Here is a 24,082-nt window from a genome sequence, read left to right on the forward strand (position 1 = left end):
TGCAACAGGGATACGCGGCGCCCGACGCGGATGCAATCAACCTTGGGCGCGGGCCGCGTTCATGCGTTCGGTCAGCGTTTCGACATCATCGAACTTGATCGATTCACCGCAGCCGCAAGCATCGGTCACATTGGGGTTGCGAAACTTGAAGGCGCTTTCCAGCAGCCCGGTTTCATAGTCAATCTCTGTGCCGAACAGGAACATTTGCGCCATGGGGGCGATCAGCACGCGTGCGCCGTCCTGCTCGATCACCTCTTCATGTTCGCCAACATCCTGCGCGGTTTCCATCGTGTATTCCATACCCGCGCAGCCGCCCTTCTTGACGCCCACGCGCAGGCCCTTGGCCCCTTCACGCTCCATCAGGCGTTTGATCTGCCGCACGGCAGCGGGGGTCATCGTCACCGGAGATTTGCCGGGAATGCCAAACATGGTCAGCCTTCTTTCTGTTTCTGCGGTCGGGCCGGGTTGCCCATGACAGTCACGCCTGCGGGCACGTCGCGCGTGACCACGGCCCCTGCGGCGATAATCGCGCCATCCCCCACAGTCACACCGGGCAGGATGATCGCGCCGCCGCCGATCCACACATCCGCGCCAATGGTAACCGGGCGGCCCCATTCGGCCCCCGTGGCGCGGGTTGCCGCATCGCGCGGGTGGTCGGCGGTCAGGATTTGCACATTCGGGCCAATCTGGCTGCGCGCGCCAATATGCACCGGGCAGACATCCAGCACGACAAGGTTGAAATTCGCAAAGCACCCCGGCCCGAAATGTATATTCACGCCGTAATCGACATGAAATGGCGGGCGGATCACCGCGCCGTTCCAAGTGCCCAGCAGGGCTTGCATCAACTCGGCGCGCTGCGCATCGCCGTAGATGGTCTGGTTATAGTCGCGCATCAACCGCTGCGCGCGGGTGCGCAGCGCCACCAGTTCCGGGCAACCCGGATCATAGGGCGCGCCCGACAGCATCTTGTCACGTTCGGACAAGACCACGTCCATTACATGAACCCCAGTTCCAGACGCGCTTCGTCCGACATCATGTCCATGCCCCATTGCGGGTCGAAGGTCATTTCCACGTTCACCGATTGCACACCGGGTACGGCTTCCATCGCGTTTGCAACCCAGCCGGGCATTTCACCCGCCACGGGGCACCCCGGTGCTGTCAGCGTCATGATAACGTCCACCTCGCCCGCGTCCGAGATCGTGATCGTGTAGATCAGGCCCAGATCAAAGATATTGACGGGGATCTCGGGGTCATAGACCGTTTTGCAGGCTTCGACCAATGGCTCATACAGCGGGTGGTCGGTGCTGGAGGGCTTTATCAGCAGATCGCCTTCATCCTGTGGCATGGCGCGGCCCTTCCTTTGGCTAAACTATTTCCTGAGCGAATATATAGGAAAATCCCCTGACCCGTCCAGTGCTACAGCACATACCGGCTTAGGTCGGCGGAACGGGCCAGATCGCCGATGTTGCGCTCCACGAAAGCGGCATCCACCATCACCGTTTGCCCGGACCGGTCGGGCGCGTGGAACGACAGCTCTTCGAACACGCGCTCCATGACCGTATAAAGCCGCCTTGCGCCGATATTCTCGACCGATTGGTTCACCTCGGCGGCAATGCGCGCAAGCGCGGCAATTCCATCTTCGGCAAAGCTGACCGCCACTTGCTCTGTCCCCATCAGCGCCGTGTATTGCCGTGTCAGGGCATTGTCGGTTTCGGTCAGGATGCGCACGAAATCGGCTTCGGTCAGCGGGCGCAACTCCACCCGGATCGGCAGACGCCCCTGCAATTCTGGCAGCAGGTCCGACGGCTTGGCGACATGGAACGCGCCAGAGGCAATGAACAGGATATGGTCGGTCTTGACCGGCCCATGCTTGGTGCTGACGGTCGTGCCTTCAATCAACGGCAGCAGGTCGCGCTGCACACCCTCGCGGCTGACATCGGCCCCGCGCGCATCGGCCCGCGCACAGACCTTGTCAATTTCATCAAGAAAAACAATGCCGTTTTCCTGAACAGCCTCTAGTGCAGCGGCTTTCACCGCTTCGTCATCCAGCAGCTTGTCGGCCTCTTCCGCGATCAGCAGGTCATGGCTTTCCGACACTGTCACTTTCTTGCGGACGGTGCGCCCGCCCAATGCCTTGCCGAAGATTTCACCGATATTCATCATCTGTGGCGGCTGGCCGGGCATGTCGAACATGCCGCCCATCGGGTTGGATGTGTCGGCGAGTTCGATCTCTATTTCCGTGTCATCCAATTCGCCTGCAAGCAGCTTGCGGCGGAACATTTCGCGCGTGGCCTCGCGGGCATCTTTCCCCGCAATCGCCGCGATCACGCGGTCCTCTGCGGCCTTGTGGGCGCGCGCTTTCACCGCGTCGCGCATCTGCTCGCGGGTCTGGGCAATCGCTGCATCGACCAAATCGCGGATAATCTGTTCCACGTCGCGGCCCACATAGCCCACTTCGGTGAATTTCGTCGCCTCGACCTTGATGAACGGCGCCCGCGCCAGCTTCGCCAAACGGCGGCTGATCTCTGTCTTGCCCACCCCGGTCGGCCCGATCATCAGGATGTTCTTGGGATAGACTTCATCGCGCAACTCCGCCGACAACTGCTTGCGCCGCCAACGGCTGCGCAACGCCACCGCCACCGCGCGCTTAGCCTCGGCTTGTCCGATGATGAAGCGGTCCAGTTCAGACACGATTTCGCGCGGGGTTAGGTCGGTCATGGGGCGTCCATTCTGGTGTTCCTGCTCAGATAGAGGCTTGAGCGGCGAAATTGAAGGGGTTGCGGAATGTGTAGGCGATGTGTATATACTTTTGGTGTGACCCGTATAAACGCATATTGGACACAGGGAACAGGATATCAGGAAATGGGGTCGATATGAATAAACCCGGCCTGCAAAGGCCGCCCCAAAGGCTCAAATATGCAAGATATCTACTTCACTTGGGACGAAATCAAACGTCTCAAGACCATCGAAAAGCACAGCATCGACTTTCTTGACGTCATCACCATCTTCGACAGCCCGCACCTGATTATCCCTGCCCGAAGCGATACCGAAGACCGCTTCGCCGCAATCGCGGATTGGAACGGGATCATGGTTGCGGTGTTCTTCACGATCCGCGGAGAGTCGATCCGCATCATCACCGCCCGGAGGGCACGGAAACATGAGCGAGACCTCTATCAAAACCTACACGCTGGACGAGATTCGCCAGATGAAAGGCCGCACTGATTGGGACGCGCTTCGGCGCGCGGAAGAGCTTGGGCTGGAACCCGAGCGCGACGAGGACGAATTCGAAGTCGACTGGACCCGCGCCAAGCTGGTCACGCCGGAGTCGAAAAAGGCCATCTCGCTGCGCGTCGACCCCGACGTGCTAGAGTTCTTCAAATCTCAGGGCGCAGGCTACCAAACCCGCATGAACGCCGTTCTACGCGCATGGATGGAAGCGCAGATCAAGCGGTGATCTTCTCCACCGTCAGGTTGCCATTCGTATACACACAAATATCCGCTGCAATCGCCATGGCCTGCCGCGCGATATCTTCGGCGCGCATCTCGGTCACCATCAGCCCCCGCGCGGCGGCCAATGCGTAATTCCCGCCAGAGCCAATAGCGGCAATGTCATGCTCGGGTTCCAGCACGTCGCCCGCACCGGTAATCACGAACAGATCGCGCCCATCGGTCACGATCAGCATGGCTTCCAGCTTTTGCAGGTATTTATCGGTGCGCCAGTCCTTGGCCAATTCCACCGAAGCGCGCGCCAACTGCCCCGGTGTGGCTTCCAGCTTGGCCTCCAACCGCTCCAGCAGGGTAAAGGCATCGGCGGTGGACCCGGCAAAACCTGCGACCACCTCATAGCCACCGGGCGATAGGCGGCGCACCTTGCGCGCGCTGCCCTTGATGACGGTTTGGCCAAGTGACACTTGCCCATCACCCGCCACGACAACCTCGCCGCCTCGGCGGACCGCCACAATCGTCGTGCCATGCCAGCCGGGAAACTCGGTCATCGCGCCCTCTTCATCTTGCCGGAAATGCTCCTGCCGGTGGCATCCGGGCACATGGCCCGATGCCACCGGCAGGTCAGGAAGGCCCAAAAGGCCCTCTACACGCTTACAACGCGCCGTCGATCCAAGATTGCAGCGCCGATTTCGGGGCCGCACCCACTTTGTTCGACACGGGCTGACCGTCCTTGAACAGGAACAGCGCCGGAATGCCGCGGATGCCCATGGACGCGGCGGTGTTCGGGTTTTCGTCCACATTCACCTTGGCGATCTTGATCTTGTCGCCATATTCATTCGACAGCTCTTCCAGAGCAGGGCCGATCTGCTTGCACGGGCCGCACCATTCTGCCCAGAAATCGACCACGACGGGAATGTCGGACTGGCGCACTTCGGCATCGAATGTGGCGTCTGTAACGGCTACTGTGGGCATTGGCCCCTCCATGTCTTTGCTACGTTGTTATCGAAGTATGACGCGGCGCGCGCAGTTTCAAGCACCCGCGCGTGCAAGGGCCGCGCGCAGCATGTCGTCGGGCAAGGGCATCAGCCGCGCCGTTGCGGTCCAAAGCAGCGCCATCTCGACCCTTCGACCGGGGAAAACCTGTTCCAGCGCCACCAGATAGGCCCCCATCTGGCGCAGCAAGCCTTCGGGCACCGCGCCTGCATCCTGCGGCACAACGCGATTTGTCTTGTAATCGACGGCCAGAACATGGGCATCCTGCACCACCAGCCGGTCGATCACGCCAAACAGCGCGCGGTCACCAAGCTGGCCTGCCATTTCCACCTCTGCCAGCGTGCCGGGGGCGAAGATCGGCGCCAGCCCGGGGGCATCAAGCACCGCGGCGGCTTCAGGCAGCAAGCGCGCGGCGTCGGCGGGGTTGTCCAGCAGCGCCGCGGCGCGCGCGCCCCACGTCTCACGCGGCCAAAGCGGCAGATGTTCCAGCAGCAGGTGCAAGCCGGTGCCAAGGCGCAACGCCGTCTCTTCATCAAGGCCCGCTTCGCCGGGCAGGGCCTTGGCCCCGCCCAAGGCCGACGGGTTGATGGGCATGGCCCGCTCAATCGGTTTTGGTGCGGGGTGCCACAGCGCATCGGGCACCGAAACCGGCGCAGCGCCGTCAGAACGGATGCCATCGCCTTGTTCGGGCCAGATCCCATGCGCATGGCGCAACCCCGCCCCCGTTGGCGTGGCCAGCCATTCTGTTCCCGCCAGACGCAGCCCTTCCGCCACACGGTTATACCAATTGTCGGGCTTTTTCATATCGCCCGCCCCGGCCACGATCAGCCAGCTTTCCGCGCGCGTCATCGCCACATATAACAGCCGGGCGTCTTCCGCGTCGCGCTGCGCAGAGCGATCGTCCAACGCGGCTTGAACGGGTGCTGGGTTCAACCCGGCATTCGCCTTCCACACGGCACGCTCGGCAACCGCGACAACCTGTGTCGTATCGTTGGATCTGAGATCCGCCGTATCCGGCAAGATCACGATGGGCGATTCCAGCCCTTTCGCGCCGTGCACGGTCATCACCCGCAGCATCGGGCTGGCGCTGTCCAATTCGCGTTTCAGTTCAACTTCGTCGCGCTCCAGCCACGACAGGAACCCGGTAAGCGACGGGATTTCCGCCTGCTCATAGCTCAGCGCTTGTGCAAGGAATGCGTCGATCCCGTCCTCGGCCTCTGATCCCAGACGGGCGATCAGGCGGCGGCGGCCGTCATGGCGCGACAGCATCCGCTCGACAAGGTCGTAGGGGCGCAGGAAATCCGTTTGCGCCCGCAGGTCGCGCAACATGGCCAGCGTGGGGCTGTCGGTATCGGCGCGCAGCCGCGACCACAGGTATTCGCCCGTGCCACGGCCCTGAGCCAGCCGATACAGCGCATCCTCGGACCAGCCGAACAGCGGCGAGCGTAGGCAAGCCGCCAGCGACAGGTCATCTTCTGGCGTGGCCAAAAAGGCTAGAAGTGCTGTCAGGTCGCGCACGGCCATCTCACCGCCCAGCCGCAAACGGTCCGCCCCGGCAATGGCCAACCCCTGCGCTTTGCAGGCAGAGATGATCTCGTGAAAGAGCGGGCCGCGCTTGCGCACAAGGATCAGCACATCGCCTTCAGTCATCACGCGCGCGCTCTTCTTGTGCGGCACTAGCGTGCGCGCGTCGATCATGCGGCGCAATTCAGCGGCAATCGCGCGGGCCAGCTTGCGCGAATGGTGCTCGTTCGAAAGCTGATCGACAGGGTCATACCATGCATGATCGTTTTCGGCCTTTTCCGGCAAGATCGGAGGCCACAGGTCCACCCGGCCCGGCAGGCTGTCGAAGAACGCGATATGCGTGGGCACACCGCCAAGACCCGCGTCATGCGGGGGCTGAAAGGTCATATCTACCGCGCGCAACACCCCGGCAGAGGAGCGGAAAGAATGTTCCAGCGCCGCATCTTCCAGCCGCAGCCCGACCGCTTCAAGCTTGTCCTTGAACATGGCGTGCATGTCATCGAACACCCGCAGATCAGCGCCCTGAAAGGAATAGATGGATTGCTTCTTGTCGCCCACCACGAACAGGCTGCGCGCGACATCGCGCGCGCCAAGCCCGGCGGTAAATTCCTGCGTCAGCAATTCGATGACCCGCCATTGCGAGGGGCTGGTGTCTTGCGCTTCATCAACCAAGATATGATCGACCCCGCCATCCAGCTTGAACAGCACCCATTGCGCCACCAACGGATCGGTCAGAAGCTGGCCGGTGCGCAGGATCAGGTCGTCGAAATCCAGCCATGCGCGGGCGTCTTTCTGCGCGCGATAGGTCGCAAGAAAGGGCTGGGCAAAGGCGTGCAGCACCTGCGCCCGGTGCAAAGCAGCAAGGCCAAGCCGCAAGGGGCGCGCACCCTCAACCCGGGCCATAAACTGGTTAAACGGGTCAATCAGCGCGCCCATGGCAATGCGCGTGTCCTTGTTGGGAAAGCTGTCGATCTTGGCCGTGTTGATCTTCTGGCCGCTTGCATACAGGAACACCGCTTCCAAGGCGGGCAAAACCCCCGTATCTGGCCGATCAAACGGCAGGCCACGCAGCTTGTTTGCGGCTTGAACATCTTTCGGGCCGCCCGCGTCCAGAAACCGCAGGACCTGCGCCATCAAACCTGCCTCGCTGCCCAGAAACACCTCTGCCAGCAGGCGCGCTTCGGTCATCCCCTCGGGCAGGCCGCAGGTCTGCTCTGTCGGGGCCGGGGCGTCGAACAAGGCGGCATTGGCGCAGATTTCGGCCAGCAGGGTTTCGATCTCTGCCCCGGTAAAGACCTGCGCCAGCCGCGCCACGACATCCGTGCGCTCGGACAGTTCTTCCAACACATCCGCGCGCAGGGCCCGCGCGGCGCGGGCATCCATCTCGGTAAAGGCGGGGGACAGATGCGCCTCTAGCGGAAAACGGCGCAGCAGCGACGCGCAAAACGAATGGATGGTCTGAATCTTCAAACCACCCGGGGCTTCGATCGCGCGGGCAAACAAGCGCCGCGCGTTTGCCAGTTGCTCGGCCGTGCCGCCAGCTTCGCCAATCTTGCCAAGCTCGTCGCGCAGCCCGTCATCCGGCAACATGGCCCATTTGCCCAGCAAATCGAACAGCCGGTTCTGCATCTCGCTTGCGGCGGCCTTGGTATAGGTCAGGCAAAGGATATGTTGCGGGGCAACGCCGTTCAGCAACAGCCGCGCCACACGGTCCGTCAGCACCTTGGTCTTGCCCGACCCGGCATTGGCCGACAACCAAGTCGAGGAGAATGGTTCCGACGCCCGGTTTTGCGCCAGCGTTGCCGCATCAACCATCATCGCGCCCCACCGGAATCGTCACCGAACTGTCCTGCATCGTCCATTCCCCGAACCGCGCCAGATGATCGTAATCGCCGCTATAGATTTCTTTCTCCATTGCGCGCCGCGCGGCAAAGCCTTGCGTCGGGTCCAGATAGGTGCGGATCAGGGTAAAGAACCCCTCACGGACCGTATCCAGATAGGCCGCGTCGGTCGGGGTCGTGACAATTTTCAGCGCCCCGCCGCCCAAGCCCAAGTAGCTGACACAGGCTACCTCGCGCGGGCCAAGCGCCTCGAACGCGCCGTCCTGCACCATCAGCGCCTGCAACAGAAGCTGTTTGGCGAATTGGTCTTGCTGTTTCTGGCTTGGCGGCGATCCGGTCTTGTAGTCGATGATATGCACCCGGCCATCCGGCCAGGCATCGATCCGGTCCGGCTTGGCTGTCAGGGTGAAGGGCAAATCGGGCAATGCCCAGCCTGCCCGCTCTTCTCGTAGCGCAATCGCGCCGGGTTGCGCGGCCAGATAGGCCTCCAGTTCCGGCGCGACACGTTCCAGACGCGCGGCCCAAAAGGCCCGGACCGCCCGCCATGGAACGGTGTCTTGCAGGACCACATCGGCCATCTCCATCAATGGGCGCGGGTTGGTCGGATCGGTCGCGCGTTCCAACACCTTGTGCAACACCGTGCCGCGCAACAGCGCATCGGGCTGCGGCTGCAAGGGGTTCAGCCGCTCCAACCCAAGCAGATGGCGCGCATAAATCGCGTAAGGATCACGGATCAGCGTTTCGACCTGCGTGACCGACAGCCGCGACGGGCGCGCAAGCGGGGCGGGGGCGGGGCGCGGCGCAGGGGGATCATACGGAACCGCGCGCATATCGGCCTCGAACGCGGCGGCCCGGTCCAGCCAGTGCTGGCCGCGCGCGCGCATTGCCTCCAGCGCTTCTGTGCCGCCCTGCGCGGGCAAACCGGCCAGCAAATTGGTCAGGCGGTTCAACCAGCGCGATGGCACGGTCTTCGCTTCGGCCGTGCGTTTCGCGCGCGACAATACCACGCGGGGCGCGCAGATCGCCTGCTGGAAGTCATGCGCCGACAGCCCGATCTGGCGCTCTGGCAACAGCAACCCGACTTGCGCGCGCATGGCGCGGTTCAGCCATGGGTCCGGGTCCGGCGCTTTGGGCCAAACCCCTTCGTTCAGCCCCGCCGCGATAACCAGATCCGCCCCCTGCACCCGCGCTTCCAAAGTGCCCCAAATCATGATGTCAGGATGCGCGGTCACCGGGTCGCGCACCTCTCGCGCGGCAAACAGCGTGCCCAGCAGGGCGTCATAATCGAAGGCCGTCAGTTCGCCCCCCGCCTCTGCCTCGGCGGCAAGCGCGTCCATGGCATTGCGCGCTTCTTGCCCCGCAGCTTCGTCCCACAACGCCCCGGCACCTTGGCTTTCGGCCCCGGACGCAAGCGCCTCTGCCAAGGCAATGTGTTGGGCCACGCATATCCCAAGCGGGCGCGCGCCCTGCACCGGCTCTGCGGGAATGGTGTCCGCCAGCCATTCTGCCCAATCCCGGCGCGGGCCGGGCTGCGGCGCGAACGCCGCCAGAACAACCGCATCCGGAAAGGGCACGGACCGGCGCCGCAGGTAAAGTTCCAGATCGCGGGTATGGCGCAAATGGTCGCCCCGCCCTGCCCCGCTATGCGCCAGCGGGTGTTTAAGCAGCGCCAGCAGGCGCGGCACATCCAGCCTGTTCACGAACAGGTCTGCAACCTGCCGCAGAAACCGGCCCGGCGCGGATAAACCCAGCGGACGACCGGCGCTGTCATCCGGGACAATTCCCCAGACCTGAAGCGCCGCCGCCACCCGGCGCGTCAGATCGCGGTCGGGGGTGACAAGCGCGGCGCGTTGGCCTTGGCAGGCGGCGTCGAACAGGCAATGCGCGATGGCGGTTGCTTCGGCGCGCGGCGACGGGGCTTCAATCAGGCTCAACCCTTCGGTGGGGCGGGCCAGATCGCCCAGCGCCGGGCCTTCGCGCAACCATTGGTCGGTTTGCGGGGCCGGGCGCAAGGCGAGCGATACCAGCGCGCCACGCGGCAAGGCCGGGCTGTCCTGCCACGGGCGAACCGCATCGGGACCAAGACCAAGCGACCCGAGCAAGGCATGAAACCGAAATTGCGGGTGGTCCTCTGCCCCGGCGGCATCCGACAACTGGGCCCACAGATCCGCAGGCATGTCGAAATCGAAGCCGGGCAGCACGACCGCCCCTTGCGGCAAGGCGGCTACCGCGCGCATCAGAAAAGCCGTGGTCCCCCGCGACCCGGTCGAGCCGACAACCAAAACCGGGTCGCGTGGCGGCGCGACCGCCCAACGCTCTGTCAGCGCCAAGACCTGCGCGCGCAAGCGACCCTCTGCATCGGCGGCATCCTGTGCGATAACGGTCTGTGCCAGCCGCAGGAATTTCTGCGCCTGCGCCCAATGGTCGGCATGATCCGTCAGGTCCAGACGGTCAAGCGCCTGAAATGGCACGCCTTCGGCCTGCATTTCGGCGAACAGGCGCGCAAGGCTGTCGGCAAGGTCGAACACCGCGGCCCGCGGCGCAAGCTTGGGCTGTGCCGCCTGCAACATTCCAACCAGCCGGGCCAGTTCCAGCCGCCGCCGCAGTGGCGACACGGGTGGCGCGTGTTCCGGCGCCCCCTCGAACAAAAGCGGGTCCGTCACCAAGCGAATGCGCGGCAACAGCCCCGGCCCTTGCGCGACCAGACAGTCGCGGATACGCCGTCGCATCCGGGCAGAGTTCACAAGGATCGTGACGCGGGCGCGGGCCTCTGGTGGCATATCGGCCAGCCGCGCGCGCAGACCCGCTGCGAACAGGTCAGGGAAATCCGCGCCCGGCGGCAAGGCAAAAACGCGGGGGCTGTCAGACGGGGCAAACATCATGCGGTTTTCACCTGTGCCAGATGGTCGCGCCAGCGCAGATCATCGCTCTGGAAATGCAAATGTCGCATATCCCCATCGGGGCGAAGATGCAGATGCAAGGCACCCGCAGGGGTCAGTTCTGCCAAACGGTCTGGCCATTCCACCAGGCAAATCGCGCTTTCAAATGCGTCGATCAGGCCCAATTCGTCGCATTCTGCCGGGCCGGTCAACCGATACAGGTCGGCATGCCACAGCTCTGCCCTGTCAAGATCGTAGCATTGCACAAGCGTGAACGTGGGCGACGGCACATCTTCGAAGCGACCAAGCGCCGCCAGCCGCGACTGGATCAGCGCGCGGGCGAAATGGCTTTTGCCCGCACCGACAGGGCCGTGCAGTAACAGAACATCGCCCGCTGCCAGACACGCGCCCAGCGTTTGGGCAATGCGCGCCGTGGCCTCGGGCGATCTACAGGAAAAGCTGGCGTCGATGGGTGCGGACATGCCCAAGGTTTTACATGTCAGCGCGTGCGTTTCCAGCCCTTTGCGCATGCCGCCGACCACGCGGTGCAATAAGCCCGCCGCTACCCCCGCGAGCGGCTGCCAGCATGCTGCACCACCCGCGCTTTGCGCGTCGGCGCAAGCCCGATCTCGGCGGCTTGCGCGCGAGGTGTGGCGGCTGCGGGATGCAGAATATCCGGGACGGTCAGCGCGCTGACATGGCGGCGGGTCAAGGCAATGTCGCGCGCGGACTCTTGCACCAGCGGTCGGAAGGTCAGCATCAGCCAATCTTGACGCAACCGCCGGGCATGGACGCCAAGCGTGGTGCCATCCAGCAGGTAGACGCTGCCATGCATTACAGTGCCGGGGTCAGCATTGGCGGCAAAATCGCTTAGCTTGTCCCAAAAGGGCGTCGTGGCCGTGGTCTTTTTCCACAAGCTCAGGGCGTGGGCAAAGCCCGCATCGGCAAGATTGTTGCAAGGGTCTTCGCCCCAAAGCTGGCTGTACCGCGCGTTAGAGATCAGCGTATCGCCCGCCGGCCCAAAGGCCACGACCGCATCCGGCAGCCCATCAAGAACTGCATGGCCCAGTTCAATCTCTTGGCGCAGGCTGCGCGCAAGCGTGGCGTCAGATGTCACGTCTTCGAAGAAGAAGGCCAGCGCGCCCCCCGGCTGCGGACGCCCGCTGACATGATAAATGCGACCATTTTCAAGGCACCATTCCTCGCTGAATATGCCAGATTCGGCGGCGCGCTCCATCTCGGTAATCTCGCGGCGCCAAGTTGCGAAATCCTTGGGTTCGGGCAACATGCGCAATTCGCGCAAGGTGAAAAGAACCTGCTCGAAACCAGGGCGCGCTGCTAGGAACAACGGGTCCAGCCCCGTTAGATCAACAAGTGCAGGGTTGAAAACCTGCAAGCGGCGCTCGGTGTCGAACAGCGCCAGCCCCGTGGGCAGGCTGGCGAATGTGCGCGTTAGGATCTGGATCATCTCGCGCCGCGAGGTTTCTGTCTGAACCGTAAGGTCAATCGGCGTCGCGAAATGCTGCGCGCCCCCCCCGTCCGCCACCATATCGTGACTGAACCACGACACTTGGTTTCCCATATCGAGCGACAATCGCCCATGCCCATCGGGCGCTTGCCCATCGAACAGGTTCGGAATGGGCCATGTCAGGCCGTTACGCCCGGCATCGAAGGCCGTATAGGTTTCGACATAGGCGGTATTGGCCCAGATGATGTCCCCTGCCGTGTTAACCCGCCATGACAGCACCGGCATATGCGTGGCGACATCGCGCAGGGTGTCCAGCTCTTGCCGCATAGCCTCGAAGCTAAGCCGGTCCAGCGCCACAAGCGCGCCTTCGGCACGCGTATCGACCAGCCGCAGATGCGTCAGCCCTTTCTTGCGGCTGGCCCGCAGGATCAGGCCGCTATCATCATGTGCCTGAAGTTCGATCTGACCCAGCGCAACCAAGCGCCCAAGATTGGCCCGCAGATCTGCGAATCTGGGTTCCAGATGCTGCAACAGAAGTTCCAGATCGTCGCGGCACGCGTCGCTGTCTGCAACGATCGACCCAAGCAATTGCCGCGCACGGTCGGACATGTCGATCAGGGTGTCGTCACGAAAGATGAAGACGGCGTCTTGCTCTGTCGGGTCAGGCGTGTAGCCCGCGCCCAACCCGTCGCGGTTAAGGGCGCGAAACAGCAGCAGCACCGCGGCGCATACCAAAACGCTGCTGCCAACAATCGTCAGACCCAGAAAAAGCGCGTGCGACATGTTCCAATCCTTAGACCGACATCACTGAAACAGAGCGTCGTGCAGATTGGTTAAGTTGCCGTTAAAATTTCGCGCACAAGTTGTATTAGCGTCAGATCTGCTTTTCCGGCATGAACACTTTCAACCCGTCCAACGCTGCACTGACCTTGATTTGGCATGTCAGGCGCGAGCGTTGCGGGTCAGGCTGGTAGGCGAAATCCAGCATGTCTTCTTCCATCGCGTCCTTGGCGGGCAGTTTGTCAGCCCAGTCCGGATCGACATAGACATGGCAGGTAGAACAGGCGCAAGCGCCACCACAATCGGCCTCGATACCGGGAATCCCGTTGTCGCGCGCGCCTTCCATAACGGTCAGGCCCTCAGCCACATCCACCACATGTTCGGTGCCGTTGAACTCGACATAAGTGATCTTGGCCATACTGCCCTCGTGTGATCGCTGCTTCTGCCCGCGATTTAAGGCACCTTACCGCTTTTGGCCAGTGTTGTTTTCGGTAGGAAAGAGTCGACAATTCGACGCTGTCATGCCCTGATTGTGCCCGAATCGCGCGTTACATTAACCTTCATGACACATAGAGCCCGACATAACCGATTCCTTGCCTTGCATATTGGCGCCGTGGTTACCCTGACGGCCATGGCCCATGCAGAGATGGCGAGCGCGTCTGACCCGGACACCACCCGCGCGCGGATCGAGACCGCGAGCTTGTCTTTGCCCGCCAGTCCAAACCGGGCCTGTTGGGCGCGCTACTCTGTGAACGGGGCCAAGCCCGCAAATGGCGTGATAGAGGAAACCGCCTTTCGTGTGCCCTGCCCCGAAACCGTGAACAGCGCGTTCGTGGCAAGCCTGCAACGCGCCTTGCAGGTGCGCGATTACTACGCAGGCCCCATCACCGGCCGGCCCGATGCAGCGACGCGCAGTGCTGTCCACGCCTTTCAGCGTGACAACGGGTTTGACAGCCCGATCCTGACGCTGGACACCGCGCAGCGCCTTGGCCTGTCGCCCCGCGATTTCGGACAAAACTGACCCAATGAAAAACGCGCGCCGCCGGGGCGCGCGTTGCATGTTTCGGGTGGCAGAGCGTTACTCTTCCACATTCAGCGCCACGAAACGCGGATCACCACCACGGCGCAACAACACCAGAAGCGATTTGCGCCCGGCTTCGCGTGCTTCTTCTGCACGGGTTTGCAGTTCCGAAACACTGGACACGGGTTGCTGGTTCGCTTCGGTAATCAGATCGCCCGCCATAACGCCCTTGCTGCCAGCATCGCTGTCAGGGTCGACAGCCGTGACAACAAGGCCCGTCATACCGGCAGGCAGGTCCATCTCTACACGAACGGAATCGGTGATTGGCGCAAGGTCCATTCCCAGAAAACTGGCGGGCTCAGGCTCTGGCGCGGGCATTCCGGGGCTGGGAGAAGTGGTCGCCTCTGCCAATTCGCGTTGCCCGAGGGTGACGGATACGGTCTGCTCCTCGCCATCGCGGAACACGACCACGTCAACCGCGCGCCCGACACCGGCATCCGCCACGCGGCGCACCAGCATGTTGCTGTCATCGACATCACCGCCGTCGAATTCTAGGATAACATCACCGGCCTCAATGCCCGCCTCTTGCGAGGGGCCATCCATGACCTCTGTCACCATGGCGCCGCGTGCGCTGTTCAGGCCAATGGCTTCTGCCATTTCATCGGTCACGTTCTGGATACGCACGCCCAGCCAGCCGCGCCGGGTGCTGCCAAACTCGCGCAATTGCTCCACAACACCGGTCACGACATTCGACGACATCGCGAAACCAATCCCGATTGACCCGCCGGTGGGCGACAAGATCGCGGTATTCACGCCGATCACGTCACCATCCATGTTGAACAGCGGGCCGCCAGAGTTGCCGCGGTTGATGGCGGCATCGGTCTGGATGTAATCGTCGTAATTGCCTTGCAACGCCCGACCGCGCGCCGAGATGATACCGGCGCTTACCGAAAAGCCCTGTCCCAGCGGGTTGCCCACGGCCAGAACCCAGTCGCCAACGCGCGCTGCTTCTGCATCGCCAAAATCGACAAAGGGCAGGTCTTCGTCATGCTCGACCTTCAGTAGCGCGATATCCGTGGCAGGGTCGGTGCCAACCAGTTCCGCTTCCAGTTCCAGACCAGAGAAGAATTCGATCCGGATCTCATCCGCGCCGTCGATGACATGGTTATTCGTAACAAGGTAGCCATCCGGTGAAATCACGAAACCCGAACCAAGCGCCTGCCCCTGACGGGGGCGCTGAGGCCGGTTCGGACCACCGGGATTGCGCGGGTCCTCGAAGAAATCACGGAAGAAATCCTCGAACGGAGACCCTTCGGGCAGTTGCGGCGCGTTTTCCAGCCGGGTGGTCACGGATGTGGTTGTGGTAATGTTCACAACGGCGGGGCTGACACGTTCAGCCAAATCGGCGAAGCTACCGGGGCGGTCTTGCGCCAAAAGAAGCGTGACTTGCGCCAAGGTCAGAACAAGGGCGAGCGTGACCAGTTTGACCAAAGGCAACAGCCCTGTGCGGTCAGGCTGGCGCGCTATCGCGACGGTGGAAGGCATATGTGAACTCCTCTTTCACTGTCTTGATCAATGGGCCTTCGGCCCATAGCTGGAGTGTTAGATATGTTAGTTTGGGCCAAACGCAATTCGTGAAATGACTTTTCAACCAAAGGTGAGAGTGGGTTACGGCCCCGCGATCAGGTTGGAGAAGGTTACCAGAAAAACCCCAAAAACCAAGGCGAGCACGCCGATGAGGCGTCGTGCATTCTCGGGCAGTTGCGTCAGCACCTTGAGCAGATCCTCAATGCGCGAAGGGGCCAGTGCAAACACCAGCCCCTCCAGAACAAGCACCAAGCCCAGCGCAAGGATAACCGTGGACAGGGCCATCCTTAGCGCCCTTAGTTGCTAATCATGTCTTCAAGCTCTTGCACCGAATCCGGCTCTTCCGGACCGGGTTCAGGCACGCGTTCGCGCGCGGCGTCGGGATTCTCCTCCAACTCGCTTGCGAAAGCTTCTGCTGCGGCCAGCGCATCTCCGCTAAGGCCGTCGCTGCGCAAGAAAGTGAAGAATTCGCTATCCGGCCGCAAAACCATGCTGGAGTTTTCGCCCCGAAGCGCGGCCGCATAGCTTTGCATTGACCGCGAGAAGGCAAAGAATTCCGGGTCAAGGTTATAGGCGTCTGCATAGACGCGGTTTCGTTCCGCATCAGCCTCACCGCGCACGATTTCGGAATCGCGCTGCGCACTCGACACCAATTCTGTCACCGTCCGGTCCGCCAATGCCCGCACGCGCTGGGCAGCCTCGCTCCCGCGGGCGCGCTCGTCGGCGGCCTCGCGTTCACGCTCTGCGCGCATCCGGGCAAAGGTCGCTTCCAAGTTTTCCTGCGGCAGATCGGTGCGGGTCAGTCGCACGTCGATCACCTCTATCCCCAAGGAATTCGCCTGACGGCTGGCGATGTCGCGGATGCGGTTCATCAGACCGGTCCGGTCCTCTGACAACACCGAAGTTGACGGCACCGACCCCAATACTTCGCGGATGGCGGCATTCATGATCCGCTCCATCCGCCCTTGCGCGCCGCGCACACCGTCCAGACCGACGGCCTGACGGAACGTGGTCACATCGCGCAGGCGCCAGCGCAAGAATGCATCGACCACAAGGCGGCGGTCATCCAGTGGCGTCACCTCCAAGGGCTGCGTTTGCAGGCCCAGAATGCGCGCGTCATAGCGCACAACTTCCTGAATGAACGGCACCTTGAACCCAAGTCCGGGTTCGGTGATTTCCTGTCTTACCTGACCGAATTGCAACACCAGCACGTTTTCACGTTCATCGACAATGAACAGCGACGAGAAGGCAAGCACGACCACAACGGCAAAGGCCGGCAGTAGAAGACCAGCTTTTTTCATCAGTTTGCACTCCTCTGGCGGCCCAGTTCGTTCAGCGGCAGGTAGGGCAGAACACCACTGCCGCTTTCACCACCTGTCACATTGTCCAGAATGGTCAGGTTCATGTCACCCAAGACCTGTTCCATGGTTTCCAGATACATCCGCTTGCGTGTCACTTCCGGTGCATTCACATATTCCGTGTAGACCGACACGAAGCGGCTTGCCTCACCCTGCGCAGTGTTGACAACTTGCGCGCGGTAGCCTTCGGCCTCTTCCCGGATCTGGGCGGCTTGGCCACGGGCCTCTGCCAAGACGCGGTTGGCATAGGCATCTGCTTCACGTTCCAGACGGTCGCGTTCCTGACGCGCGGTCTGCACATCGCGGAAGGCGCTGATAACGCCATCGGGCGGATCGGCCTTGTCAAAGTTCACGCGGATCACGTTGATACCGGCATCGTAGCTGTCCAGAACCTCTTGCACATTCGCCTGAAGATCGGCGGCGATGGCCCCACGGTCGCGGTTCAGAATGGGTGCCAATTCGGAGCGCGCGATAATGTCACGCATGGCCGATTCTGCTGACGCGCGCACCGTTTCACGCGGGTCCGCCAAGTTGAACAGGAAGCGCGCCGGGTCGGCAATATTCCAGACCACTTGGAATTCGATATCGACCACCGCTTCGTCGCGGGTCAGCATCAGACCGCTGTCCAGCACCGAACTGCCGGTGCCAACCTCGGTCACCTGTTCGGTTGTCACCTGAACGACCTCTGCGCTGACCACGGGCCATGGCGCAAAGTTCAGACCCGGATTGCCGGTTCTGTAATACTGCCCAAACAACAATTCGACCGACCGCTCTTCCGGGCGGACGGTGTAGAAAGACGCAAATGCCCATGCCACGACAAGCGCAACCAGCCCCAGCAGCACGCCGCGCTTGCTGAAACCGCCGCCCATGCCGCCGCCGTTGCCACCGTTTCCGCCGCCGCGACCGCCCATCAGGACGCGCAACTGCTCTTGGCCCTTCTTCACGATCTCTTCGATCTCGGGAACCTGTTGGCCACTGTTGCCGCGCGGGCCGTTATTGCCGCCGTCGCCACCGCGGTTTCCACCGCCGCGATTGCCGCCGCCCCATGGCCCTCCGTTGTTTCCGGACATCTGGACTCCATTCATGATTTACAGCTTTGTGTGACAAGTGGGTTTGCAACCCGCGAATTCAACCCTTAACCGGGATGTGACCGGACCGGTTTGCGCATTGTGACCAGTTCTTCAGCCATCGACGGATGCACAGCCAAAGTTGCATCAAATTGGGCCTTGGTCGCCCCCATAGACACCGCAACCCCGGCAAGCTGAATCATCTCTCCCGCGCCATCCGCGACGATGTGACACCCCAGCACACGATCCGTGTCGCGGCAAACGACCAGCTTCATCATTGCGCGGTTGTCGCGTCCGGCAAACAAGCTGTGCATGGGCCGAAAGGCCGCGCAATACACGTCTATCGGGCCTAGCGCGCGGGCTTCTTCTTCGGTCAGGCCCACGGTTCCGAATTCGGGCTGCGTGAACACCGCCGTGGGGATCAGCCCATGGTCAAAATAGCGCGGCGTGCCACCAAAGACGGTATCGGCAAAGGCGTGACCTTCACGGATGGCGACCGGCGTCAGATTGGCGCGGTTGGTCACGTCACCCACGGCATAAATGGACGGGATGGCGGTCTGGCTGTAGCGGTCGACCGGGATCGCGCCGCCCGGCCCCAGTTCCAGCCCCAGCTTTTCCAGCCCCAGCCCATCCGTATTGGGTTTGCGCCCGGTGGCGAACATGACCGCGTCATAGGCGCCATCATGCCCCGTGGTTGCCTTGACGAAGGTCTGCGCGCCCTCGGCGCGCATCTCGACCACATCGGTGCCCAGATGCAGGTCAACACCATTGGCCACCATTTCGTCGGCGATATGGCCGCGCGCTTCGTCGTCGAAGCCGCGCAAAATTTGCGCGCCACGATAGAATTGCGTGGTTTTCACGCCCAGCCCGTTAAAGATGCAGGCAAATTCGCTGGCAATATAGCCGCCGCCCACGATCAACATCGACTTGGGCAGACGGTCCATCAAGAACACCTCGTTCGAGGTGAGCACACCCTGGCCCTGCCACTGCTCTGGCACAACCGGCGTGCCGCCAGTGGCGATCAGAATATGCCGCGCCGTGACCTTGCGGCCATCGGCCAGTGCCACCGTATGTGGGTCGTCCAGCGTGGCGCGGCAATCGAACACGGTCACGCCTGCGCCATCCAGCCCTTTGAGATACAGCCCTTCCAGCCGGGTCAATTCGGCATCCAGCTTGGCGCGGAACGCGCCCCAGTCGAAACCGCTGATCTGCGCATCCCACCCATAGGCCTGCGCATCGGCCACCGCACCGGGAAATTCCGAAGCGAAGACCATCAGCTTTTTCGGCACGCAACCGCGAATAACGCAGGTGCCGCCCATGCGATATTCTTCGGCCAGTGCGACCTTGGCACCGTGTTCGCTGGCCGCGATTCGCGCGGCGCGCACACCGCCAGAACCGCCGCCAATGACGAAAAGATCGTAGTCGAAGGACATGCAGCCCCCTTTATAGATCGTCGAAAATGTTGCTGTCCTGGGCCAGTTCCACCTGGCGGTGGCTGACTTGTGCAGCCCCGTCAGACAGGTCGCGCAATTCGACCGCGCCATCCGGGTGGCCGATGATGACCTGATCTGCAATATCCACGAACAGCCCGTTTTCCACCACGCCGGGCACTTGGTTCAGCACCAAAGACAGTTGCCGCGCATTGCCGATGCGGCCAAGCGACAGATCAAGGATATAGTTGCCTTCGTCCGTTGTGTAAGGCGCGTCGCCATTCATGCGCAGCGCGGTGCGGCGGTCCAGCACATCCATGCTGGCAAGGATTTCTTCTATCAGCGCCTTGGACGCCTGCCAGCCGAACGGGATCACCTCTACCGGCAAGGGGAAGGCCCCGAGCGCGCTGACCTCTTTCGCAGGGTCGGTGATGACGATCATCTGGTCCGATGCGGTCGCCACGATTTTCTCATGCAGCAGCGCGCCGCCACCGCCCTTTATCAGCGTCAGTTCCGCGTCGAATTCGTCGGCCCCGTCAATCGTCAGGTCCAGCCAGCGCGCTTCGTCCAAGGTGACAACATTGATCCCAACTTCACGCGCCAGTTGCGCCGTGCGGGTCGATGTGGGCACGGCGATGATGCGCAAACCTTCATGTCTGACCCGCGCGCCAAGGCGGCGCACCAGAAAACTGGCCGTTGACCCGGTGCCAAGCCCCACGCGCATTCCATCCTTGACGAAATCTGCCGCACAAATGGCGGACGCGTATTTGGCGCGATCAATCGGGGTCATCTGGTCGGTCATGGCGGGCCCTCGTTAAACTGTCTGTCGCGTTATAGGCGCTTTGCTGCCAAGGTTTAAGGGCTAATTGCCGCCACGCTGCAAGCTGCGCAAATAGGCATCGAGCGCAACAATCTTTTCGGGCAATTCCCGCGACAGACCATCTGCCAGCGGCACGCGGGTCAGCGGCCCGGTCAGCAAATAGCCAAATTGCGGCATCTCGACGCCCGCATAGGCCGCCTGCCCGCGCGCATAGCCGTCCAGCTTGTTCAGAACCAAGGTTTGCGGGTAGGTGCCGCCTGCGCGCAGGGCCAGTCCTGTCAGGTCTGGCACGGCATCTCCGCCGGTTGCATCGGTGCCATGGCATTGCACGCAATTTTGCGCGAACAAGCTGCGCCCAGCCTGCGGGCTGGTGGTGGGCGAGCAGGCCACAACGGCCAGCAGTGAGACAAGGGCGATCAGGCGCATCATGCTCCGAACCTGCCTGATCGCGGCGTGGCTGCCAAGGGGTCTTGTTTCGCAGATGTCATGTCGTTTCCCGTGATTGAAAACACGCGACCAACCTGTAGCCTTGGGCAAGTCAATTTGCAAAAGGTGCGCCATGTTTCTGTCGGTGTTCGACATGTTCAAGATCGGGATCGGCCCGTCGTCATCGCATACGATGGGACCGATGGTCGCGGCGGCGCGGTTTCTGGACCATTTGCGCGGCTTGCCATTCGCCGTGTCGGGGCTGAAAGCGTCGCTGCATGGGTCGCTGGCCTTTACCGGGGTCGGCCATGCGACCGACCGCGCGGTCATTCTTGGACTGGCAGGGTTCATTCCGTCCGCCTATGACGCGACCCGCGCAAAGACCGAACTGGCCCACATAAAAGCCGAGCATACGGTCGAGGTGGACGGGCTTGGCACGCTGCGTTTTGACCCGGCGACTGACCTGATGTTCGACTATGGCCCGCCCCTGCCCGGCCATGCCAACGGCTTGCGTCTGATGGCAACCGATGCGCAAGGCGATATCATCGCTCAGGAAACCTATTATTCCATCGGCGGCGGCTTTGTCGTGACCGAAGCGGAACTGGGCGCAAAACCGCCCGCCCCTGCCGCAGCGTTCCCCCACCCCTTTGCCACGGCGGCAGAGATGCTGGAGATGGCGCGCGCCTCTGGCAAGAGCATTGCGCAGATGAAACGCGCCAATGAACTGGCCATGATGGGACCGACCACGCTGGATGACGGACTACGCCGCATCTGGGCGGTGATGCGCGCCTGCATAGACCGGGGGCTGGAAACCGATGGCACCTTGCCCGGCGGGCTGAATGTGAAACGCCGCGCAAAAGCGATCCGAGAGGCGCTGGAACGCGAGCGCGGCCTGAACCTGACCGCGCCGCATGTCATCAACGACTGGATCAGCACCTATGCCATGGCAGTGAACGAGGAAAACGCCGCTGGTGGGCAGGTCGTGACGGCGCCCACCAATGGCGCGGCGGGGGTGGTGCCCGCAACCATCCGGTATTGGCTGGACCATGTGCCGGGCGCGTCCGAAGCGCGGGTGGGGGAATTCCTGCTGACGGCTGCGGCCATTGGCGGGCTGGTCAAGCACAACGCCTCTATCTCCGGCGCTGAATGCGGCTGTCAGGCAGAGGTCGGCGCGGCCTCTGCCATGGCCGCCGCCGGGTTGGCCGCGGTGCTGGGCGGCACGCCAGAGCAGGTCGAAAACGCCGCCGAAATCGCGCTGGAACACCATCTGGGCATGACCTGCGACCCGGTTAAGGGGTTGGTGCAGGTGCCCTGCATCGAACGCAACGGGCTGGGGGCGATCAAGGCGGTGTCCGCCGCGTCGCTGGCGCTGCGCGGCGATGGCACGCATTTCATGCCGTTGGATAACTGCATCGAAGCCATGCGCCAGACCGGGGCCGATATGTCGGAAAAATACAAGGAGACGGCTTTGGGCGGCTTGGCCGTGAACATCCCAAACTGCTGAGGTGTCGCGCTTTTCCCAAAGGTCTCGCATATGACCATTCTTGCGCCATGCGTATTTTTGGCAAGATGAAATGGCTTTGCGCCGCGCGCCATAGCCCATAATGTGGGGTCGGGAACGAAAGGGCGCGTATGGCAACGATCCAAAATATCCTGATCGTGGCGCAGGACGGGCGGCTGCAATATGAGGCGCTGCTCTTTGCCGCCAGCCTGCGGCATTTCCCGGAAAACCGCGCGCTGCGGCTGGTCGTGGCCGAACCGCAACCGGGGCCGCTTTGGGCAGATGACCCGCGCATCAGCCGCCCTGCTATTCGGCGCGAATTGCGCGCCTTGGGCGCAGATATCGTGCCGCTGCACAGCAAAGCATTCGGCGCGCGCTATCCGCAAGGCAACAAGCTGGAAGCACTGGCGCTGCTGCCCAAGGGCGAACCTTTTGCCTTTTTCGACACCGACACGCTGATTACCGGGCCGATTTCAGATGTGGTGGCTGGGCCGCCCACGGCCTCGCAACTGGTCGAACCGACTTGGCCGCGCGAACCGCTTTATGGCCCATCGCTGGCCGACATCTGGGGCGCGCTTTACGACCGTTTCGGGCTGGACATGGCCCCCACGCTGGACACACGCTTTGGTGCAGATGACTGGCGGCGCTACATGTATTTCAACGCGGGCTGGTTTACCGGAACCTGCCCGCGTTGCATGGGCGCGCGCCTGCTGGACTATGCCGCCCAGATTGAACGCGATCCGCCACCGGACCTGGCCACGCAAACCCTGTTCCCGTGGCTGGACCAGATCGCGCTGCCCTTGGCGATTGCAGCAGAGGGTGGCGGGCGGCGCGACACCGGGCTGGACGGCCCGAAATCGCTGCATTACCGCGCCTTGCCAGAGGTTTACGCCTATGGGTCCGACCACGCGGTCGGGGTGCTGGAAACGGTCACGCGCGCGCCGCATCTGTGGGACATATTCAACCAGCATGTCGCGTTCCGGCGCATGATCTTCAAGGAAAACGGCCCGGTTTTGCGCCAGATCATGGTAGGGCGCCCCAAACCCCTGACATATTGGGCGCGCAGAAAAGCGATCATGGATGCGGGGCATTGGGTGCGATGACAGGGTTGATTGAAGTCGAAGTAACCTGCCCGGACGAGGAGAGCGCGCGCCAGATTGCCCGCGCGGCGCTGGACGCGCGGCTGGTGGCCTGCGCCAATATTCTGCCGGGTGTGGAAAGCCTGTTCCATTGGCAAGGGCAGATCGATTCCGAAACCGAAGTTCTATTGCGCATGAAAGCGCCCGATGCCCGGTTCGACAGGCTGTGCACTGTGATTGCCGCGCATCACCCTTACGAGTTACCCGCCATCACGGCCTTGCCCCTTGCCGCCATCGGCCCCGGTGTGGCCGACTGGGTGGCGACAGAATGTCAGGACGCGAACACCTGATCGGCGCTGGCATAGCCCTTCACCTCTATCGGGTTGCCAGATGGGTCGCGGAAGAACATGGTCCATTGCTCGCCCGGTTGCCCGGCAAAACGCAGGGTCGGCGGGATGACGAATTCGACACCGGCGGCGCCAAGCCTGTCCGCCAGCGCGCGGAAGCGCTCGACATCCAGCACCAGCCCGAAATGCGGCATCGGCACCATGTGATCGCCCACCTTGCCCGTGGGGGCATTGGCAAAGGGCGTGCCCAGATGCAGGCTGATCTGGTGGCCGAAGAAATCGAAATCGACCCATGTGTCGGTGCTGCGCCCCTCGGTACAGCCCAAGACACCACCGTAAAAGGCGCGGGCTTGGTCCAGATCGGTCACATGATAGGCGAAATGAAAGGGCATCAGCATGGGTTTTCCTCCGGTTTGGGCCAAGTGGTAGCGGGGCGCGGCAAAACAGGCAAGCGCCCCTCTGGACGCCCCGCGCCCGCAACCCTATAAGGCCCGCATGTTCACGATAGCGATCA

25 protein-coding genes are annotated in these 24,082 nt (G+C 62.5%); 6 read left to right on the plus strand and 19 right to left on the minus strand.

The window, feature by feature from the left end; genetic code table 11:
- Positions 1 to 36: 36 nt before the first annotated feature.
- The 4 genes from AWT76_RS13095 to hslU form a co-directional block, all read right to left on the minus strand.
- The gene (locus tag AWT76_RS13095) at positions 37 to 429 is read right to left on the minus strand and encodes a HesB/IscA family protein (protein ID WP_072246738.1); all 393 of its coding nucleotides are present in this window, start codon (positions 427 to 429) and stop codon (positions 37 to 39) included.
- A 2-nt stretch (positions 430 to 431) separates the two neighbouring features.
- Entirely contained in the window at positions 432 to 995 is a 564-nt protein-coding gene (locus AWT76_RS13100; RefSeq protein ID WP_245638821.1) for a sugar O-acetyltransferase, read from the minus strand.
- Complete coding sequence (locus AWT76_RS13105) at positions 995 to 1,345, minus strand: SUF system Fe-S cluster assembly protein (protein ID WP_072246739.1); 351 nt, start codon at positions 1,343 to 1,345, stop codon at positions 995 to 997. Before AWT76_RS13105 ends, AWT76_RS13100 begins: the two co-directional genes overlap by 1 nt.
- A gap of 71 nt (positions 1,346 to 1,416) precedes the next feature.
- Positions 1,417 to 2,718, minus strand: a complete 1,302-nt coding sequence (gene hslU / locus AWT76_RS13110; RefSeq protein ID WP_072246740.1) for an ATP-dependent protease ATPase subunit HslU — start codon at positions 2,716 to 2,718, stop codon at positions 1,417 to 1,419.
- A gap of 198 nt (positions 2,719 to 2,916) precedes the next feature.
- Between hslU and AWT76_RS17275 the strand changes: the two genes are divergently transcribed.
- Together AWT76_RS17275 and AWT76_RS13120 are read left to right on the plus strand one after the other, a co-directional pair.
- Positions 2,917 to 3,222, plus strand: coding sequence for a BrnT family toxin (locus AWT76_RS17275; RefSeq protein WP_072246741.1), 306 nt, complete (start codon positions 2,917 to 2,919; stop codon positions 3,220 to 3,222).
- Positions 3,158 to 3,454: a BrnA antitoxin family protein gene (locus AWT76_RS13120; RefSeq protein ID WP_072246742.1), complete on the plus strand. Its 297-nt coding sequence runs from the start codon at positions 3,158 to 3,160 to the stop codon at positions 3,452 to 3,454. Before AWT76_RS17275 ends, AWT76_RS13120 begins: the two co-directional genes overlap by 65 nt.
- Here AWT76_RS13120 and hslV read toward each other — a convergent pair.
- The 7 genes from hslV to AWT76_RS13155 all read right to left on the minus strand — a co-directional run bounded on the left by hslV (position 3,444) and on the right by AWT76_RS13155 (position 13,350).
- Positions 3,444 to 3,995, minus strand: coding sequence for an ATP-dependent protease subunit HslV (hslV, locus tag AWT76_RS13125; RefSeq protein ID WP_072246743.1), 552 nt, complete (start codon positions 3,993 to 3,995; stop codon positions 3,444 to 3,446). The genes AWT76_RS13120 and hslV overlap by 11 nt on opposite strands.
- A 103-nt stretch (positions 3,996 to 4,098) precedes the next feature.
- On the minus strand, positions 4,099 to 4,419 hold the full coding sequence (gene trxA, locus AWT76_RS13130) for a thioredoxin (RefSeq protein ID WP_072246744.1): 321 nt from the start codon (positions 4,417 to 4,419) through the stop codon (positions 4,099 to 4,101).
- A 57-nt stretch (positions 4,420 to 4,476) separates the two neighbouring features.
- Positions 4,477 to 7,782, minus strand: a complete 3,306-nt coding sequence (addA, locus tag AWT76_RS13135; RefSeq protein ID WP_072246745.1) for a double-strand break repair helicase AddA — start codon at positions 7,780 to 7,782, stop codon at positions 4,477 to 4,479.
- Positions 7,772 to 10,687, minus strand: coding sequence for a double-strand break repair protein AddB (addB, locus tag AWT76_RS13140; RefSeq protein WP_342667173.1), 2,916 nt, complete (start codon positions 10,685 to 10,687; stop codon positions 7,772 to 7,774). Before addB ends, addA begins: the two co-directional genes overlap by 11 nt.
- A complete protein-coding gene (gene tsaE, locus AWT76_RS13145; protein ID WP_072247711.1) occupies positions 10,684 to 11,166 on the minus strand; it encodes a tRNA (adenosine(37)-N6)-threonylcarbamoyltransferase complex ATPase subunit type 1 TsaE in 483 nt (160 codons plus the stop codon). The genes addB and tsaE overlap by 4 nt, the downstream gene beginning before the upstream one ends.
- An 80-nt stretch (positions 11,167 to 11,246) precedes the next feature.
- Complete coding sequence (locus AWT76_RS13150; RefSeq protein WP_072246747.1) at positions 11,247 to 12,935, minus strand: PAS-domain containing protein; 1,689 nt, start codon at positions 12,933 to 12,935, stop codon at positions 11,247 to 11,249.
- A 91-nt stretch (positions 12,936 to 13,026) separates the two neighbouring features.
- Positions 13,027 to 13,350, minus strand: a complete 324-nt coding sequence (locus tag AWT76_RS13155) for a 2Fe-2S iron-sulfur cluster-binding protein (RefSeq protein WP_072246748.1) — start codon at positions 13,348 to 13,350, stop codon at positions 13,027 to 13,029.
- A gap of 144 nt (positions 13,351 to 13,494) precedes the next feature.
- Between AWT76_RS13155 and AWT76_RS13160 the strand changes: the two genes are divergently transcribed.
- Positions 13,495 to 13,953, plus strand: coding sequence for a peptidoglycan-binding domain-containing protein (locus AWT76_RS13160; protein WP_082700276.1), 459 nt, complete (start codon positions 13,495 to 13,497; stop codon positions 13,951 to 13,953).
- Between the two features lie 57 nt (positions 13,954 to 14,010).
- Here the strand turns inward: AWT76_RS13160 and AWT76_RS13165 are convergent, their stop codons facing one another.
- From AWT76_RS13165 to AWT76_RS13195, 7 genes are all read right to left on the minus strand, one after another.
- Entirely contained in the window at positions 14,011 to 15,498 is a 1,488-nt protein-coding gene (locus AWT76_RS13165; protein ID WP_072246750.1) for a Do family serine endopeptidase, read from the minus strand.
- A gap of 123 nt (positions 15,499 to 15,621) precedes the next feature.
- On the minus strand, positions 15,622 to 15,825 hold the full coding sequence (locus AWT76_RS13170) for a DUF2065 family protein (RefSeq protein WP_072246751.1): 204 nt from the start codon (positions 15,823 to 15,825) through the stop codon (positions 15,622 to 15,624).
- Positions 15,826 to 15,836: 11 nt separating this feature from the next.
- Positions 15,837 to 16,841, minus strand: coding sequence for a protease modulator HflC (hflC, locus tag AWT76_RS13175; RefSeq protein ID WP_072246752.1), 1,005 nt, complete (start codon positions 16,839 to 16,841; stop codon positions 15,837 to 15,839).
- Complete coding sequence (hflK, locus tag AWT76_RS13180) at positions 16,841 to 17,968, minus strand: FtsH protease activity modulator HflK (RefSeq protein WP_072247712.1); 1,128 nt, start codon at positions 17,966 to 17,968, stop codon at positions 16,841 to 16,843. Before hflK ends, hflC begins: the two co-directional genes overlap by 1 nt.
- A gap of 65 nt (positions 17,969 to 18,033) precedes the next feature.
- Positions 18,034 to 19,398: a glutathione-disulfide reductase gene (gene gorA / locus AWT76_RS13185; RefSeq protein ID WP_072246753.1), complete on the minus strand. Its 1,365-nt coding sequence runs from the start codon at positions 19,396 to 19,398 to the stop codon at positions 18,034 to 18,036.
- Positions 19,399 to 19,408: 10 nt separating this feature from the next.
- Entirely contained in the window at positions 19,409 to 20,197 is a 789-nt protein-coding gene (rpiA, locus tag AWT76_RS13190; RefSeq protein ID WP_072246754.1) for a ribose-5-phosphate isomerase RpiA, read from the minus strand.
- 60 nt (positions 20,198 to 20,257) lie between these two features.
- Positions 20,258 to 20,644 (minus strand): c-type cytochrome, encoded by a 387-nt coding sequence (locus tag AWT76_RS13195; RefSeq protein ID WP_072246755.1) that lies wholly within the window; start codon positions 20,642 to 20,644, stop codon positions 20,258 to 20,260.
- A gap of 130 nt (positions 20,645 to 20,774) precedes the next feature.
- On the opposite strand from AWT76_RS13195, the gene AWT76_RS13200 reads away from it, so the two are divergent.
- The 3 genes from AWT76_RS13200 (at position 20,775) to cutA (ending at position 23,571) form a co-directional block, all read left to right on the plus strand.
- Positions 20,775 to 22,145, plus strand: a complete 1,371-nt coding sequence (locus AWT76_RS13200) for an L-serine ammonia-lyase (RefSeq protein ID WP_072246756.1) — start codon at positions 20,775 to 20,777, stop codon at positions 22,143 to 22,145.
- A 128-nt stretch (positions 22,146 to 22,273) separates the two neighbouring features.
- Positions 22,274 to 23,245 carry a hypothetical protein gene (locus AWT76_RS13205; protein ID WP_072246757.1) on the plus strand — a complete coding sequence of 324 codons (972 nt, stop codon included), beginning with the start codon at positions 22,274 to 22,276 and terminating at the stop codon, positions 23,243 to 23,245.
- On the plus strand, positions 23,242 to 23,571 hold the full coding sequence (gene cutA / locus AWT76_RS13210; protein ID WP_072246758.1) for a divalent-cation tolerance protein CutA: 330 nt from the start codon (positions 23,242 to 23,244) through the stop codon (positions 23,569 to 23,571). Before AWT76_RS13205 ends, cutA begins: the two co-directional genes overlap by 4 nt.
- On the opposite strand, the gene AWT76_RS13215 is transcribed toward cutA, so the two are convergent.
- Positions 23,553 to 23,966, minus strand: a complete 414-nt coding sequence (locus AWT76_RS13215; protein WP_072246759.1) for a VOC family protein — start codon at positions 23,964 to 23,966, stop codon at positions 23,553 to 23,555. The two genes, cutA and AWT76_RS13215, sit on opposite strands and share 19 nt — an antisense overlap.
- Positions 23,967 to 24,082 lie beyond the last annotated feature (116 nt).

Source organism: Roseibaca calidilacus, from assembly GCF_001517585.1.
Classification (GTDB): Bacteria; Pseudomonadota; Alphaproteobacteria; order Rhodobacterales; family Rhodobacteraceae; genus Roseinatronobacter; species Roseinatronobacter calidilacus.

What these genes read in the sequence shown, in the direction of transcription:
- AWT76_RS13215 (WP_072246759.1), bottom strand. Translation starts at nt 23,966, where the DNA reads ATGCTGATGCCCTTTCATTTCGCCTATCATGTGACCGATCTGGACCAA.
- AWT76_RS13195 (WP_072246755.1), bottom strand. Translation starts at nt 20,644, where the DNA reads ATGATGCGCCTGATCGCCCTTGTCTCACTGCTGGCCGTTGTGGCCTGC.
- hflC (WP_072246752.1), bottom strand. Translation starts at nt 16,841, where the DNA reads ATGAAAAAAGCTGGTCTTCTACTGCCGGCCTTTGCCGTTGTGGTCGTG.
- AWT76_RS13150 (WP_072246747.1), bottom strand. Translation starts at nt 12,935, where the DNA reads ATGTCGCACGCGCTTTTTCTGGGTCTGACGATTGTTGGCAGCAGCGTT.
- AWT76_RS13120 (WP_072246742.1), top strand. Translation starts at nt 3,158, where the DNA reads ATGAGCGAGACCTCTATCAAAACCTACACGCTGGACGAGATTCGCCAG.
- addA (WP_072246745.1), bottom strand. Translation starts at nt 7,782, where the DNA reads ATGATGGTTGATGCGGCAACGCTGGCGCAAAACCGGGCGTCGGAACCA.
- AWT76_RS13095 (WP_072246738.1), bottom strand. Translation starts at nt 429, where the DNA reads ATGTTTGGCATTCCCGGCAAATCTCCGGTGACGATGACCCCCGCTGCC.
- AWT76_RS13200 (WP_072246756.1), top strand. Translation starts at nt 20,775, where the DNA reads ATGTTTCTGTCGGTGTTCGACATGTTCAAGATCGGGATCGGCCCGTCG.
- AWT76_RS13100 (WP_245638821.1), bottom strand. Translation starts at nt 995, where the DNA reads ATGGACGTGGTCTTGTCCGAACGTGACAAGATGCTGTCGGGCGCGCCC.
- AWT76_RS13170 (WP_072246751.1), bottom strand. Translation starts at nt 15,825, where the DNA reads ATGGCCCTGTCCACGGTTATCCTTGCGCTGGGCTTGGTGCTTGTTCTG.
- AWT76_RS13165 (WP_072246750.1), bottom strand. Translation starts at nt 15,498, where the DNA reads ATGCCTTCCACCGTCGCGATAGCGCGCCAGCCTGACCGCACAGGGCTG.
- hslV (WP_072246743.1), bottom strand. Translation starts at nt 3,995, where the DNA reads ATGACCGAGTTTCCCGGCTGGCATGGCACGACGATTGTGGCGGTCCGC.
- cutA (WP_072246758.1), top strand. Translation starts at nt 23,242, where the DNA reads ATGACAGGGTTGATTGAAGTCGAAGTAACCTGCCCGGACGAGGAGAGC.
- AWT76_RS13155 (WP_072246748.1), bottom strand. Translation starts at nt 13,350, where the DNA reads ATGGCCAAGATCACTTATGTCGAGTTCAACGGCACCGAACATGTGGTG.
- addB (WP_342667173.1), bottom strand. Translation starts at nt 10,687, where the DNA reads ATGATGTTTGCCCCGTCTGACAGCCCCCGCGTTTTTGCCTTGCCGCCG.
- AWT76_RS13105 (WP_072246739.1), bottom strand. Translation starts at nt 1,345, where the DNA reads ATGCCACAGGATGAAGGCGATCTGCTGATAAAGCCCTCCAGCACCGAC.
- trxA (WP_072246744.1), bottom strand. Translation starts at nt 4,419, where the DNA reads ATGCCCACAGTAGCCGTTACAGACGCCACATTCGATGCCGAAGTGCGC.
- hflK (WP_072247712.1), bottom strand. Translation starts at nt 17,968, where the DNA reads ATGTCCGGAAACAACGGAGGGCCATGGGGCGGCGGCAATCGCGGCGGT.
- tsaE (WP_072247711.1), bottom strand. Translation starts at nt 11,166, where the DNA reads ATGTCCGCACCCATCGACGCCAGCTTTTCCTGTAGATCGCCCGAGGCC.
- hslU (WP_072246740.1), bottom strand. Translation starts at nt 2,718, where the DNA reads ATGACCGACCTAACCCCGCGCGAAATCGTGTCTGAACTGGACCGCTTC.
- AWT76_RS17275 (WP_072246741.1), top strand. Translation starts at nt 2,917, where the DNA reads ATGCAAGATATCTACTTCACTTGGGACGAAATCAAACGTCTCAAGACC.
- rpiA (WP_072246754.1), bottom strand. Translation starts at nt 20,197, where the DNA reads ATGACCGACCAGATGACCCCGATTGATCGCGCCAAATACGCGTCCGCC.
- gorA (WP_072246753.1), bottom strand. Translation starts at nt 19,398, where the DNA reads ATGTCCTTCGACTACGATCTTTTCGTCATTGGCGGCGGTTCTGGCGGT.
- AWT76_RS13205 (WP_072246757.1), top strand. Translation starts at nt 22,274, where the DNA reads ATGGCAACGATCCAAAATATCCTGATCGTGGCGCAGGACGGGCGGCTG.
- AWT76_RS13160 (WP_082700276.1), top strand. Translation starts at nt 13,495, where the DNA reads ATGACACATAGAGCCCGACATAACCGATTCCTTGCCTTGCATATTGGC.